Here is a 13,360-nt window from a genome sequence, read left to right as displayed (position 1 = left end):
AACCCGCTCCCACATGGACCTCACAGCATCAAGCCGTGACGCAATCCTGTGGGAGCGGGTTTACCCGCGAAGAGGCCGGCACAGCCAACATCATTCGATAGCCTGCAACCGCCGCTCGATATGCCTGCGCTCCGGCTCCTGGCGGGTCAGCGCCAGCGCCCGCCGCCAGGCCGCACGCGCCTGCTCCACATGCCCCAGCTGGTAATACAGCTCGGCCCGCGCCGCATGGGCCAGGTGATAGTCCAGCAGTTCACCCCGCGCCAGAATCCCTTCGACCTCCCGCAGGCCAGCCTCCGGCCCATCCCGCTTCGCCAGCGCCACGGCCCGGTTCAGCTCTACCACTGCTGACGGCCAATGCCGCTGCAACACGTCATACAGCCCGACGATCTCCGCCCAGTCGGTCGCATCGGCGGTCGCCGCTTCGGCATGCACCGCTGCAATCGCTGCCTGCACGGTATAGGCACCGAACGCCCGGCTTTGCAGGGCCTGGCGCACCAGTTCGCAGCCTTCGGCAATGCGTTGCCGGTCCCACAGGCTACGGTCCTGCTGCTCCAGCAATACCAGGTTGCCCTGGCCATCGGTACGCGCCCGCTGCCGGGACGCTTGCAGCAACATCAAGGCCAGCAGGCCGACCGCCTCCGGGTCGGGCAGCAACTGCACCAGCAGCCGCGCCAGGCGAATGGCTTCATCGCTCAGTTCCTGCTGCAACAGCGCCTCGCCCGACGACGCCGAATAGCCCTCGTTGAACACCAGGTAGATCACTCGCAGCACGCTCTCCAGCCGCTCGGGCAGTTCGTTCAGCTCCGGCACCTGATAAGGGATGCCGGCATCGCGGATCTTGGCCTTGGCACGCACGATGCGCTGGGCGATGGTGGCCGGGCTTTGCAGGAAAGCCCGGGCGATCTGCTCGGTGGTCAGGTCGCACACTTCACGCAGGGTCAGCGGCACCTGGGCATCGGCGGACAAGGCCGGGTGGCAGCAGGTGAAGATCAGCCGCAGGCGGTCGTCGGCCAGCAGTTCTTCTTCGCTGGGGTCCTGCGCCTGGCCGTCGAGCAGCATGCTCAGGTCCACCTGGGAACGATCGAAACGGGCGCGCCGGCGCAGCGCATCGATCGCCTTGAAGCGACCGGTTGAGACCAGCCACGCCCGCGGGTTTTCGGGGATACCGTCACGCTGCCAGCGCTCGACGGCGATGAAGAAGGCATCGTGCATGGCCTCCTCGGCCAGGTCGAAATCACCCAGCAGGCGGATCAGCGTCGCCAGGATGCGCCGCGACTCGCGCCGATAGACCGCCTCGACCTCGGCACGTACCTGCGCCAGTGCCGTCATCAGTCGGGCATCCGCTGGGTTACCACCTCCACCAGGCGGTCCAGGCTCTCTCCCCAGCCCTGGTGGAAGCCCATTTCCTCATGGGCGCGGCAGTCGGCGGCATTCCAGTGCCAGGCGCGCGCGGTGTAGCGGGTTTTGCCCTGTTCCTCGTCAAAACTGATCACGGCGGTCATGAAGGCCTTGTCCGAAGGCACCCAGCCCGGGCCGAAGGCATCGGTGAACACCAGCCGCCGCGGCGCGGCGATTTCCAGAAACACGCCCTGGTTCGGGTACTCGCTGCCATCCGGTGCCCGCATCAGGGTGCGGAACAGGCCACCGATCCACAGTTGCATCTCGCACTCCGGCGTGGTCATGCCATGCGGCCCCCACCACTGCATCAGCCACTGGGGGTCGGTCCAGGCGCGGAACACCTTGGCCGGCGGCGCGTCGATCAGGCGGCTGATGGACAACTCGTGTTGCGCTTGCGCGGGGTGTGCAAGGCTCATGCTGGTAGGTCTCCGTTGCTGTCAGGGTTGCAGTTCGCGCACCGGCCGCACCTCGACACTGCCGACCCGCGCGGCGGGGATGCCCTTGGCGATGTTCAGTGCCTCGTTCAGGTCGCGGGCCTCCACCAGGTAGAACCCCGCCAGTTGCTCCTTGGTCTCGGCGAACGGGCCGTCGGTCAGGCTCATGTGGCCGTTGCGCATGCGCACGGTGGTGGCGGTCTGCACCGGCTTCAGCGCCTCGGCCGCCAGCATTCGCCCGGAGCCTTGAATGGATTCGGCATACGCCATGCATTCGGCGTCTTCCGGGCTGTCGGGCAGGCTGTGCAGCAGCCCCTCGTCACAATAGACCAGGCACAGGTATTTCATGGTCACCTCCAGGCATTGGCAAAGTGCGTTTGGCGATAACGGCTCAGGGCTTGAGATCGAACAGGGCTTTCTGGGTTTCCATGTCGAACGGCGCCGACCAGTGCTCGTGGATTACCAGCCACTGGCCACCTTGACGACGATAGCCCACGGTGGCGCGCATGAAGCCGCACTGGCTTTCGTTGTCCGCCGGGCCACAGCGGTTCAGCCAGTGAGCCAGGGCCAGGTCGCCAGCGGCATGCACGGTAAGCTCGGCAAAATCGAAAACCATGGGGCCGGGGCACATGCCCATGCACATTTCCCAGTGCGCCTGGTAGGTGGCCTTGCCTTTGAATTGCAGGGCCTGGATGGCATCGAAGGCGACGATGTCGTCGGCATAGGGAGCGACGATGTTGGGGATGTCGCGGTCGCGCACGGCCTGCATCCAGCGCTCGATCAACTGGCGGATCTCGGTTTCGGCTGCGGTGCTCATCGGGGGTTCCTCCGACAGGTCATGGGTGATTGGGCACGGGGTGCAACGTGCTCTCACCTATTGGTCGAACGGGAACCGGAGGAATCGACAGGCAACGGAAACTATTCTGCATGAGTAATTGCAGAATACCCGCGAGAAACAACGAAAGCAGGCTTGTTCAGGCCATTGCGGCTTGTTCGAAGACCTCGTCGGCCCACTGGTTGAGGCTTTTGCCGGCAGCACGGGCAGCAACACTCGCGGCTGCATGAACTTCGGGCCGGATACGCAGCATTACTTTGCCCGAGGCAGGCTTTTCCGGCGCAATGCCCTGCTCTGCACAGTCGGCCAGGTAATCTTCCAGCGCATCGCGAAACGCCTCATGCAGCTCGGGCACCGAGCTTGCGTGAAAACTGATGATGTCACGCATACCAAGCACACGGCCGACGAAGATATCGTCACGCGCGTCGTACTCGATACGGGCGGCGTAGCCTTTGTAGCGCATGCAACTCATATCCTGACTCCTGCCCGCAAGAGGAATTCACGGGCTTCTTCAATCTGATACCGCTTGGCTTCCTTGCCTGGATGAGGCCGATGGCATCTCCAGAATTGGCCACCCAGCACCAGCTTGACCCTGGAACCTTGCCGCTCCAGCACCTCACCACCCAGATGGAGTACCAATGCCTCGATCTCGGAGAAAGCCAACGACGCCGTGGTCGGCGTTCGGAAAATTGCGTCGAGGATTTTGCGGTATCGAGTGTTCATCGAAAAATGCTATCAAATTAAGATAGCACTTTTTCCTCGATATTCATTCAGGATTTTTCTGTTGCTCGAACTGCAAAACGGTTGATGGCCCCGTCACCAGCAGGCCGGCGAAAGGGCCATCAACACCGGGCAAGCGCCCGCTCAACCCTGCTGGCACCCCTCACCCATGGCCCGGTACTGGATGGTGTGCACCTGGCCTTGATGGTCTTCGTAGGTCATGGTCGCAGGGACCACTTCGCAGACGTTGGGGATGGTCGACAGGTTGATCACCCGCTTGATGTCCAGGTTCATGGAGTAATCGTACTGCTGGGCTACGGGCTCGCTGGAGACGGGCTTGGCCTCATCGGCGAGGGCGAACGAGGACATACCGACCAATGCAAGAATCAGTAGTGGTTTCATGTGTTTGTGCCTTTTGAGCATTCAAGCTGATCGATTGACTTCTATTGCCGTAACCGGCGCGGAGAAGTTGCCATCTGCGGTGGAGATGGCACGAAGTACCGATCCCGCTTCGTACTGCCAGGGGGGATGGGTAAAAGTCTACTCCCGGCCCGGAATAGTTGAACCCCGAACTCGGACATTCACCCTTGCCGAATATGCAACAATCTGCGACAAATTAACCGCAAAATATCGAGCCAGAGCCCCTGGCCGCCTTTCAGGGTAGGACGCGCAATTTCTGAAAACCTGTACTGTTCGAAACTTTCGGACCCGGAACGCCGGCTGCTGGACCACTTTTACCGCCAGCACGGCTCACGCATGCGTGCTGCGGGCGACGCTCAACTGTGGGTAGCGCGGGGCCCCGGCATCATCGCGGGCTTGAGCCTGAGCCCGGTGGGCGATGGCTTCTGGCTGACCGGGTTGTTCGTCGACCCGCAGCGGCGCAGCCGAGGGGTGGCCGGGCGGTTGGTCGAGGCGGCGCTGGCACAGGCTGGCGGGCCCACCTGGCTGTTCTGCCACCCGGACCTTGCGCCCTTCTACCAGCGCCTGGGCTTCGACGTGGCCCGGCAACTGCCGCAAGCCCTGGCTGGGCGCCTGCAGCGCTACCAGCGCAGCAAGCGCCTGGTGGCACTGCAGCGGGGTCAGTCGTCGCTGGCGTCGAGCCCGGGGAACAGCACCTCGGTGTAGCCGAACCGGGAAAAGTCCTGGATGCGTGACGGGTACAGCCGACCGATCAGGTGGTCGCATTCATGTTGCACCACCCGCGCATGGAAGCCGTCGGCAAAGCGGTTGATCGGGTTGCCCTGGGGATCGATGCCTTCATAGCAGATGTGCTTGAAGCGCGGCACCACGCCGCGCAGGCCGGGCACCGACAGGCAACCTTCCCAACCGTCCTCGAGCTCGCTGGACGTTGGCGTGATGACCGGGTTGAGCAGGATAGTCTGCGGCACCGGTTCGGCATCCGGGTAACGCTCGCTGCGCTCGAAGCCGAAGATCACCAGCTGCAGGTCGATGCCGATCTGTGGCGCAGCCAGGCCCACGCCCCCCACATGGCGCATGGTTTCGAACATGTCGTCGATCAGTTGCTGCAGTTCGGCACTGCCGAGCATATGGTCGGGCACTGGCGGGGCGATGCGCAGCAGGCGTTCGTCGCCCATCTTGAGAATGTCACGGATCATCGGGGGTTCGGCTCGGAAGGTTGGTGCTCGCTCGGTATCGGGTGCTCATGGCCCAGCACGGTAATGGTCTCGCGGGGCTTGTGCTCACCGAAGTCCTTTTCGCCAGGGTTCTTGCCCTCGTTCGACATGTGCTCGATCACTGCGTTCATCTCCGCGCCCAGCAGCAACACGGCGGCGGAAATATAGAAATACAGCAATAGTACGATGATTGCACCGATACTGCCGTACATGGCGTTGTAGTCGGCAAAGGTCTTCACGTAGTAGGCAAAGCCCAGCGACGCCACGATCCACACCACCACCGCCAGCACCGAGCCCGGGGTGATGAAGCGGAACTGCTGCTTCACATCGGGCATCACGTAATAGATCAGCGCCACCGCCACCATCATCAGGATGATGATCGCCGGCCAGCGCAGGATGGTCCACACCGTGACGATCACCTCTTGCATGCCGACCTGGGCGGCAATCCACTCCATCACCTGCGGCCCCAGCACCATCAGCGCCGCAGCCACCAGCAGCATGCCGGCGATGCCCACGGTGTAGATGATCGACAACGGAATGCGCTTCCACACCGGGCGGCCCTCGGGCACATCGTAGGCGGCGTTCATCGCGCTCATCATCAGGCGCACACCGGCCGATGCGGTCCACAAGGCAATCACGATACCCACCGACAACAGCCCGCCCTTGGACTGCTGCAACTGGTCGATCACCGGGTTCACCTGCTCCAGCGCCTGGGGTGGCAGCACCAGTTCCGATTGCAGACGCAGCCAGGAGAAGAAGTCCGGCAGGTGCAGGAAACCGATCAGGGCAATCAGGAACAGCAGGAACGGGAACAGCGAGAACAGCATCTGGTAGGCCAGCGCGGAAGCGTAGGTCGACATCTCGTCGTCGAGGAATTCCTTGACGGTGCGTACCAGCACGCGGTGCAGGGGCAGGCCGCGCAGGTCGGGGAAAATCATAGCGTCTCCTTTCGCCGCTTGATTCGTGAGTACCACGGGTAAGTCTAATAGACCATGCCGTTGCTGTGCTGATCCCGGCCATGCTGCGAGAATTTGCTTACGCCTGTACTGGCCTCTTCGCGGGTAAACCCGCTCCCACAGGTCTTCCACTGCCCTTGAGACCTGTGGTGTACCTGTGGGAGCGGGTTTACCCGCGAAGAGGCCGCTACAGGCAGAACAGATGGCAAACCTTGCCCCACTACCCGCCACCCCTCACAATGCAGGCCTTCATAGCGTCAACCCGCAGGAACCTGCATGAAACTCGACAAACCCGCCGCCATTGCCCGGCGCAACGAAGCACTGGCCCGCCCGGTGCTGACCAGCAGCAACACCCTGTTCGCCATCCTCGACCGCAAGCGCAACCTGTGGTGGTTCGAGGTGCCGGTGGCACTGCTGCGCAAGGGCCAGCCCGACTGGGTCAACCTGCTGCTGCACACCCCGGAAAGCGACGAGCTGCAGCATCTGAAGGTGCCGACCAACTTCCTGCGTGCTCACCAGGAACAGATGGAAGTGCGCAACCCCGGCAAGCGCCGCTCGACCATCAGCCTGGCCCTCAGCGCCGACCGCGACTCGCTGCTGCGCGACACCCGCCCGGGTGGCGAGCAGCTGGACTTCCGAACCTTCGTGCAGGCCTGATCAGGCCTTTTCGATGCGATCGTCATGGATGACGATGCGGCCCTGCTTGAACAACCCGCCAATGGCCTTCTTGAAGTTGCCCTTGCTGACGTTGAACAGCTTGCTGATCAGCGCCGGGTCGCTCTTGTCGCACACCCCCAGCACCCCGCCTTCGGCCTCCAGGCGCGCCATGATCTGCTCCTGCAGGCTGTCGGCCAGGGCCGCGCCGACCGGTTGCAGGCTCAAGGCGATCTTGCCGTCCGCGCGCACTTCCTTGATGAAGCCCTTCTCGTGCATGCCCGAGCGCAGGAACTTGAACACCTCGTTCTTGTGGATCAGGCCCCAGTGGCGGTTGTTGATGATCGCCTTGAAGCCCATCGGCGTCTCGCCGGCCACCAGCAGCTCGACCGGCTGGCCCACCTGGTAGTCTGCCGGGGTGCGGTCCAGGTAGCGGTCCAGGCGTGAAGTGGCAGTGATGCGACGGGTGCGCTTGTCGAGGTACACGTGCACCACGCAGTAGTCGCCGATCTTCAGCGGCCGCGCCTCTTCCGAATACGGCATCAGCAGGTCCTTGGACAGACCCCAGTCGAGGAAGATGCCGGCACCGTTGATGTCCTTGACCTTGAGGCTGGCGAACTCGCCAACCTGCACCTTGGGCTTCTCGGTGGTGGCGATCAGCTGGTCTTCGCTGTCCAGGTAGATGAACACGTTCAGCCAGTCATCCACTTCGGTTTCGGCGTTTTTCGGGATGTAGCGCCCGGGCAGCAGGATCTCGCCGTCGGCGCCGCCGTCCAGGTACAGGCCGAAGTCCACGTGTTTCACGATTTGCAAACTGTTGTAACGCCCAAGCAGAGCCATTTCCGATGTTCCTCAAGACAAGGTGGCTATTCTACACCTGAAGCCAGCGCGCCGCCCGACCGCTGATGCAGTGGAACCGTCAGCCTCCCCTTGCATCTACCGTCTGGCCAGTCCCTGCAAGGAACAGCCCATGCCGCTACGCCTGTCCAAAGCCCTGCTCGTCGCCATCGGCTTCGCCCTGGCTCTGGCCGCCTGCAGCCGTATCGACCTGGCCTACCGCAACCTCGACCGCCTGGTGCCTTGGTCGCTGGGCGACTACCTGGCCATGAACCGTGAGCAGAAGGCCATGCTTGACGATCGGCTGCGGGAGCACCTGGCCTGGCATTGCAAGACCCAGCTGCCCGGCTACCTCGACTGGCTGGACCGGGTACGCGGCATGGTCGCCGACGACCAGGTGACCGACCAGGCCCTGCAGCAGCGCACCCGCGAAGCCCGCGAGGCGATTGGCCGGGTGGCCGAGGAAATCACCCCTTCGGCCACCGAGTTGTTGCGCGGCATGAGCGATGCCCAGGTAGCGGAGATGCGCGAGGCATTCCGCGAGGACATCAGCGAACGGCAGAAGCTGTATGTGGATACGCCGCTGGCCAGGCAGATCGCCCGCCGTGCCGAACGCATGGAGAAACGCCTGACGCCGTGGTTTGGCGAGCTGACCGCGGTGCAGAAGCAGCGCGTGCAGGCCTGGTCCGCGTCGCTGGGCGACCAGAACCGCGAATGGATCGCCAACCGCGCACACTGGCAGCAGCAATTGCTGCTGGCGATGAACCAGCGCAACGACCCCAGCTTCGAGCCGCGCCTGGCGACGTTGTTGCAGCGCAAGGAGAGCTTGTGGACGCCGGAGTACCGGGCGGCCTATCAGCATACCGAGCAGCAGGCGCGCAGCTTGCTGGTGGATCTGGTGCACCAGAGTACCCCGCAGCAGCGGCGGTTCCTGCAGGAGCGGTTGGGCAAGGTGCGTAGCGATTTCAGTGAATTGAAGTGCTTGAAGGGGTAACCGGGAAAAGCAGGCCCGGCCTCTTCGCGGGTAAACCCGCTCCCACAGGGACCCCACTGGTTTCGAAACCTGTACCGTACCCGGGAAGAGGCCGGGCTTGCTAAAGCAGAATCACCGGCCCTTGCGCCGATACGGAAACACATCGATCACCTTCCCTTCACGAATCGCTGCCTGCAGCCCCTTCCAGTAGTCCGCGTCATACAACTCCCCATGCAAGCGGCTGAACAAGCGCCGCTGGCCGATATCGGCAAACAGAAACGGTGGAAACTCCTCGGGGAACACGTCATGCGGCCCGATCGAGTACCACGGCTCACCCGACATCTCGTCTTCCGGGTAACGCGGCGGCGGGATATGGCGGAAGTTCACCTCGGTCAGGAAGCTGATCTCGTCATAGTCATAGAACACCACCCGGCCATGGCGGGTAACGCCAAAGTTCTTCAGCAGCATGTCGCCAGGGAAGATATTCGCCGCCGCCAGCTGCTTGATGGCCAGGCCGTAATCCTCCAGCGCCTCCAGCACCTGGCCCTCGCTGGCGTGCTCCAGGTACAGGTTCAGCGGTGTCATGCGCCGCTCGGTCCAGCAGTGACGGATCAGCACCGTGTCCCCCTCCAGCGCCACGGTCGATGGCGCCACCTCCAGCAGTTCGGCCAGGCACTCCGGCTCGAACTTGCTACGCGGGAAGCGAAAATCGGCGAACTCCTGGGTATCGGCCATGCGCCCGACGCGGTCGACGCTTTTCACCAGCCGGTACTTGTCGATCACCGTGGCGCGATCGACTGTCTTGGACGGCGAAAAACGGTCCTTGATGATCTTGAACACCGTGTTGAAGCCCGGCAGGGTGAACACGCTCATGACCATGCCACGCACCCCGGGCGCCATGACGAAGCGGTCGTCGCTGCTGGCCAGGTGGTTGATCAACGCCCGGTAGAACTCCGACTTGCCATGCTTGTAGAAGCCGATAGAGGTGTACAGCTCGGCGATGTGCTTGCCCGGCAAGATGCGCTTGAGGAAGTTGACGAACTCTGCCGGCACCGGCACATCGACCATGAAGTACGAGCGGGTGAAGGAAAAGATGATCGACACCTCGGCCTCGTCGGTGATCAGCGCATCGGCCTCGATACCATGCCCTTCGCGGTGCAGCAGCGGGATGACCAGCGGCCACTGCTCATCGCTGTTGAACAGCCGGCCAACCAGATAGGCGCCCTTGTTGCGGTACAGCACCGGCGAAAACAGCTCCACCGCCAGGGTCGGGTCCTTGCATACCCAGTCCGGCAGGCAGTCGCGCAGTTGCTCTTCAAGGCGCACCAGGTCGCCTTCCAGGTCACCGTACGGCACATCGAACGGGTAATCGGTGAACACCGCCCGCAGCAGGCCCTTGAGCCCAGCGTCAGGCCGATAGGTACGGGTTTGCGCGGCGCGCTCACGGCCGCGCATGGAGGGTCGGGTGGTGTGGATGAACATGCAGCCGTCGCTGATCAGGTCGTGGCTGAACAGGCTGCAGAACAGCGAGTTGTACCAGGTCTCGGACAGTTCGTCGTCCAGCCGTGGGTCGATCAGGTGGATGTAGGCGTTCTTCACCAGTGGCCATTGTTCCACATCCAGCAGCACGTCCTCGGCAAAGCCCTGGCGCAGCCAGCCGTTGACCTCGGCGACCTTCTCTTCATAGAGGTTGATGCGGGCGGCGGAGGCACGCTGGATATCCTGCCAGCGCGCCTGCTCGAAGCGCTGGCGGGCACCTAGGGTGATGCGCTGGAAGTGGTCGCGGTAGTCGTCGAAGCCGGCAAGGATCATCCGGGCGATTTCGACAGCGGGCCAGGGCTGGGGCATGCGAAGACCTCGGTGCAAGGGTGAGATACAGAGCTTAGTCTGCCTGTCCGGAATACGGCGCCTGTACTGGCCTCTTCGCGGGTAAACCCGCTCCCACAGCTTCTCTGCAATGCTCGGCCCTGTGAGTAATCCTGTGGGAGCGGGTTTACCCGCGAAGAGGCCAGCACAGGTTTACACCGCAAGAAAGCACAAGAATCCCCTGCCCCCCTGGCGTACACTCGCGCCCCTGCCCTGCCTCCGGAGACCGTCGTGAGCCCCATCGCCCTAGCCCGCCTGCTGACCCTTGCCGCCGTCTGGGGGGCGAGTTTCCTGTTCATGCGCATCATCGCCCCCGAGCTGGGCACGGTGCCGACGGCGTTCTTCCGCGTGTCCATCGCCTGCCTGGGCCTGGTCGCCCTGCTCGCCGCCGCCCGCGTGCGCTGGGACTTTCAGGGCAAGCTCGGCGCCTGCCTGGTACTGGGCATGATCAACTCCGGTATCCCCGCCACCTTCTACTCCGTGGCCGCCCAGGTGTTGCCCGCCGGCTACTCGGCAATCTTCAACGCCACCACGCCGCTGATGGGTGTGCTGGTCGGCGCGCTGTTCTTCCGCGAACCAATGACCCTGGCCAAGCTCTGCGGCATCTTCCTGGGCCTGTTCGGCGTCGGCATTCTCAGCGGCGCCGGCCCGGTGGCTCTGGACCTGGCATTGCTGCAAGGCGCCCTCGCCTGCCTGGCGGCCACTACCTGCTACGGCTTTGCCGGCTTCCTCGCCCGCCGCTGGGTCAGCGGCCTGGACAGCCGCCTGTCGGCACTGGGCAGCATGCTCGGCGCCACCCTGATGCTGAGCCCGCTGTTTGCCTGGAGCGCGCTGAGCCAGCCACCGGCCAGCTGGGGCGGCTGGCAGGTGTGGCTGTCGCTGCTGGGCCTGGGCCTGCTGTGCACAGCGTTCGCCTACATCCTGTACTTCCGCCTGCTGGAGGAGATCGGCCCGGTCAAGGCCAGCACCGTGACCTTCCTGATCCCGGTATTCGGCGTATTGTGGGGGGCGTGGCTGCTGGACGAACCGCTGTCGATGGCGCACCTGTACGGCGGCCTGCTGATTGGCCTGGCATTGTGGCTGGTGCTGCGCCCGGCGCGCAGCTGAAGCGGAGTACAGGATGAACAGCGCGTACAAGAAAGTCCTGTTCCGCCTGGAGCAAGACGAAAACGGCTACCCGCCCGCCTCGGTCGAGGGCCTGTGGGCCAAGGCCGTGGAAGGCGGCTATGCCGTCGACAACATTCCCTTCCATGTCTACGGCATCGCCCCGGGCGACCTGATCGGCACCCGTGAGGAAGCCGGCGAAACCTGGTTCGCCGAACTGCGCCGCAGCAGCGGCAGCTCGGTGTTCCGGGTTATCGTCAAGCCCCCGGAAACCCTGGACCAGGTACGCGCGGCCTTGCACGACTTCGGCTGCAACTGCGAAACCGAGCAGGCAGTGAAGATGCTGGCGGTCGAGGTCCCGCCGCAGCGCTCGCTCGACACCTTGCTCTACTACCTGCTCACCCAGCGCGAAGCCGGCCTGCTGGACTTCGAGGAAGGCGTACTACGCCACGCCATCCCCGAAGAATTCCGCTAGGGCCTACGCCTCGGCCAGGCGCGCGGCGGGCTTGCGGAACACGAACAGCAGGCCCACCACGATCAGCCCCATGCCCAGCAGGCTGAGCGGCGCCAGGCGGTTGCCAAAGATCAGCAGGTCCATCACCGCGGTCACTGCCGGCACCAGGTAGAACAGGCTGGTGACATTGACCAGGTTACCCTTGGCGATCAGCCGGTACAGCAGCAGGGTCGCCAGCAGCGAGACCACCAGCCCCATCCACAGCAGCGCGCCGACGAAACCGCCAGTCCATTCCACATGCAGCGGCTGCAGCGGCGCGAACAGCGCGCACATGGCAAAGCCGGCCAGGTACTGCAGCGGCAGCGTGCCCATGGGGTTGTCGGTGATGCGCTTCTGCAGGATCGAGCCAAAGGTCATGCTGGCCAGCGCCAGCAAGGCGAACAGCATCCCCGCCAGCGACACCCCGCCCAGGTTGATGCCCTGGTAGACCACCATGATCAACCCGCCAAGCCCCAACCCCAGGCCGAACAGGCGGCTCCAGGAGCGCTGGCGTTCCATCAGTACCACGGTCAGGATCGGTTGTACCCCCATCACCGTGGCCATCACGCCGGGAGTGACATGGGTGGCGAGCGCCAGCAGGTAGAAGATCTGGTAGGCGCCGAGCAACACGCAGCCGGTGCCCAGGGCCCGCAGGATGGCCCCGCGACTGCGCGGCCAGCGCAGCCCCAGCAGCGGGCCGATCAGCAGCAGGCCGGCCAGGGCCAGCGCCGAGCGCAACAGCAGGAAGGCGAACGGGCTGGCATGCGCCAGGCCCAGCTTGGAGACGATCGCCCCACTGCTCCACAGCAGGACGAACAGGCTGGTCGTGGCCGCCGAGGCCACGGATGCTTTGCTAAGGACAGACATGTATTGCCACCTGATATAAGGCGAATAAGCCAGACGGACGGCGTGTGCTTCAGCGTGGGAAGTCGCCGACCGTGTTCAGTAGGTTGCGTGTGCGAAGGGATGCGGCCAGAAGCCGATCAGCCCAGCACGACCACGCAAGGAGGCGGAGCTACGCCGCCTACGACGCCACTGACAGGTGGTGGTGGATAGTGACTGATCATCGCCGGCTGCTGGCAGCCACGCACGACCATGCCCGCGACTGGCGCGATGGCAAAGCTTGTGGTGGAAGGGCTGGCTGGCATGAACAGGTCTTCGGGAAAAGAACAATGGGCTGGACTATAGCCCGGTGCCAGGCAGCTGGCAACCTCCCCAAACTCACCCTCGCGCCAGTAGGGCAACTGCCTGCTCATTGTCTTGAAGCTGCCGCGATCCCTGTGGGAGCGGGTTCACCCGCGAACACCGGCGCAGCCGGTGCCATTCACTGCGTCGGACTGTTCGCGGCGGTTCGACGCCTCGATAAACCCGCACACAGGAGGTTCAGGCAACCCTCCAGTTTCTTCAAGCCAGCCGCGACCATGGGATCGCATCTCTATTGGTTAATTTTTCACCG

At 63.8% G+C, this 13,360-nt stretch carries 17 protein-coding genes; 5 read left to right on the top strand and 12 right to left on the bottom strand.

Annotated features, from left to right (window positions below; all coding sequences use genetic code 11):
• Nucleotides 1–90 precede the first annotated feature (90 nt).
• The 7 genes from ACIQYU_RS06775 to ACIQYU_RS06745 form a co-directional block, all read right to left on the bottom strand.
• Nucleotides 91–1,329 (bottom strand): RNA polymerase sigma factor, encoded by a 1,239-nt coding sequence (locus tag ACIQYU_RS06775; RefSeq protein WP_402798642.1) that lies wholly within the window; start codon nucleotides 1,327–1,329, stop codon nucleotides 91–93.
• A complete protein-coding gene (locus tag ACIQYU_RS06770) occupies nucleotides 1,329–1,814 on the bottom strand; it encodes an SRPBCC family protein (RefSeq protein ID WP_063912944.1) in 486 nt (161 codons plus the stop codon). Before ACIQYU_RS06770 ends, ACIQYU_RS06775 begins: the two co-directional genes overlap by 1 nt.
• Before the next feature lie 21 nt (nucleotides 1,815–1,835).
• On the bottom strand, nucleotides 1,836–2,180 hold the full coding sequence (locus tag ACIQYU_RS06765) for a YciI family protein (RefSeq protein WP_013973721.1): 345 nt from the start codon (nucleotides 2,178–2,180) through the stop codon (nucleotides 1,836–1,838).
• Between the two features lie 43 nt (nucleotides 2,181–2,223).
• Entirely contained in the window at nucleotides 2,224–2,649 is a 426-nt protein-coding gene (locus tag ACIQYU_RS06760) for a nuclear transport factor 2 family protein (protein ID WP_207830876.1), read from the bottom strand.
• A gap of 157 nt (nucleotides 2,650–2,806) precedes the next feature.
• On the bottom strand, nucleotides 2,807–3,139 hold the full coding sequence (locus ACIQYU_RS06755) for a type II toxin-antitoxin system HicB family antitoxin (RefSeq protein WP_015271315.1): 333 nt from the start codon (nucleotides 3,137–3,139) through the stop codon (nucleotides 2,807–2,809).
• Complete coding sequence (locus tag ACIQYU_RS06750) at nucleotides 3,136–3,390, bottom strand: type II toxin-antitoxin system HicA family toxin (protein ID WP_207830874.1); 255 nt, start codon at nucleotides 3,388–3,390, stop codon at nucleotides 3,136–3,138. Before ACIQYU_RS06750 ends, ACIQYU_RS06755 begins: the two co-directional genes overlap by 4 nt.
• A 141-nt stretch (nucleotides 3,391–3,531) precedes the next feature.
• The gene (locus ACIQYU_RS06745) at nucleotides 3,532–3,789 is read right to left on the bottom strand and encodes a DUF2790 domain-containing protein (protein WP_003254632.1); all 258 of its coding nucleotides are present in this window, start codon (nucleotides 3,787–3,789) and stop codon (nucleotides 3,532–3,534) included.
• A 354-nt stretch (nucleotides 3,790–4,143) separates the two neighbouring features.
• Between ACIQYU_RS06745 and ACIQYU_RS06740 the strand changes: the two genes are divergently transcribed.
• On the top strand, nucleotides 4,144–4,512 hold the full coding sequence (locus ACIQYU_RS06740) for a GNAT family N-acetyltransferase (protein ID WP_233687546.1): 369 nt from the start codon (nucleotides 4,144–4,146) through the stop codon (nucleotides 4,510–4,512).
• Here ACIQYU_RS06740 and def read toward each other — a convergent pair.
• Together def and ACIQYU_RS06730 are read right to left on the bottom strand one after the other, a co-directional pair.
• Nucleotides 4,467–5,003: a peptide deformylase gene (def, locus tag ACIQYU_RS06735; protein WP_063912947.1), complete on the bottom strand. Its 537-nt coding sequence runs from the start codon at nucleotides 5,001–5,003 to the stop codon at nucleotides 4,467–4,469. The two genes, ACIQYU_RS06740 and def, sit on opposite strands and share 46 nt — an antisense overlap.
• Nucleotides 5,000–5,959 (bottom strand): YihY/virulence factor BrkB family protein, encoded by a 960-nt coding sequence (locus ACIQYU_RS06730; protein ID WP_207830868.1) that lies wholly within the window; start codon nucleotides 5,957–5,959, stop codon nucleotides 5,000–5,002. The genes def and ACIQYU_RS06730 overlap by 4 nt, the downstream gene beginning before the upstream one ends.
• Nucleotides 5,960–6,253: 294 nt before the next feature.
• Between ACIQYU_RS06730 and ACIQYU_RS06725 the strand changes: the two genes are divergently transcribed.
• Entirely contained in the window at nucleotides 6,254–6,634 is a 381-nt protein-coding gene (locus ACIQYU_RS06725; protein WP_013973727.1) for a hypothetical protein, read from the top strand.
• On the opposite strand, the gene ACIQYU_RS06720 is transcribed toward ACIQYU_RS06725, so the two are convergent.
• Nucleotides 6,635–7,471 carry a S1 RNA-binding domain-containing protein gene (locus ACIQYU_RS06720; protein ID WP_013973728.1) on the bottom strand — a complete coding sequence of 279 codons (837 nt, stop codon included), beginning with the start codon at nucleotides 7,469–7,471 and terminating at the stop codon, nucleotides 6,635–6,637.
• Nucleotides 7,472–7,601: 130 nt separating this feature from the next.
• On the opposite strand from ACIQYU_RS06720, the gene ACIQYU_RS06715 reads away from it, so the two are divergent.
• Nucleotides 7,602–8,462 carry a DUF6279 family lipoprotein gene (locus tag ACIQYU_RS06715; protein ID WP_241105903.1) on the top strand — a complete coding sequence of 287 codons (861 nt, stop codon included), beginning with the start codon at nucleotides 7,602–7,604 and terminating at the stop codon, nucleotides 8,460–8,462.
• Nucleotides 8,463–8,573: 111 nt separating this feature from the next.
• On the opposite strand, the gene aceK is transcribed toward ACIQYU_RS06715, so the two are convergent.
• Nucleotides 8,574–10,289, bottom strand: coding sequence for a bifunctional isocitrate dehydrogenase kinase/phosphatase (gene aceK / locus ACIQYU_RS06710; protein WP_207830862.1), 1,716 nt, complete (start codon nucleotides 10,287–10,289; stop codon nucleotides 8,574–8,576).
• A 249-nt stretch (nucleotides 10,290–10,538) separates the two neighbouring features.
• On the opposite strand from aceK, the gene ACIQYU_RS06705 reads away from it, so the two are divergent.
• Both ACIQYU_RS06705 and ACIQYU_RS06700 read left to right on the top strand, forming a co-directional pair.
• Nucleotides 10,539–11,414, top strand: a complete 876-nt coding sequence (locus ACIQYU_RS06705) for a DMT family transporter (protein ID WP_063912951.1) — start codon at nucleotides 10,539–10,541, stop codon at nucleotides 11,412–11,414.
• A gap of 13 nt (nucleotides 11,415–11,427) precedes the next feature.
• Nucleotides 11,428–11,886, top strand: coding sequence for a DUF4265 domain-containing protein (locus ACIQYU_RS06700; protein ID WP_207830860.1), 459 nt, complete (start codon nucleotides 11,428–11,430; stop codon nucleotides 11,884–11,886).
• A gap of 3 nt (nucleotides 11,887–11,889) precedes the next feature.
• Here the strand turns inward: ACIQYU_RS06700 and ACIQYU_RS06695 are convergent, their stop codons facing one another.
• Entirely contained in the window at nucleotides 11,890–12,771 is an 882-nt protein-coding gene (locus ACIQYU_RS06695; protein WP_207830857.1) for a DMT family transporter, read from the bottom strand.
• Between the last annotated feature and the right edge of the window lie 589 nt (nucleotides 12,772–13,360).

Source organism: Pseudomonas sp. NPDC096925 (genome assembly GCF_044762545.1).
GTDB lineage: Bacteria > Pseudomonadota > Gammaproteobacteria > Pseudomonadales > Pseudomonadaceae > Aquipseudomonas.
This window is presented reverse-complemented; position numbering and strand designations above follow the sequence as displayed.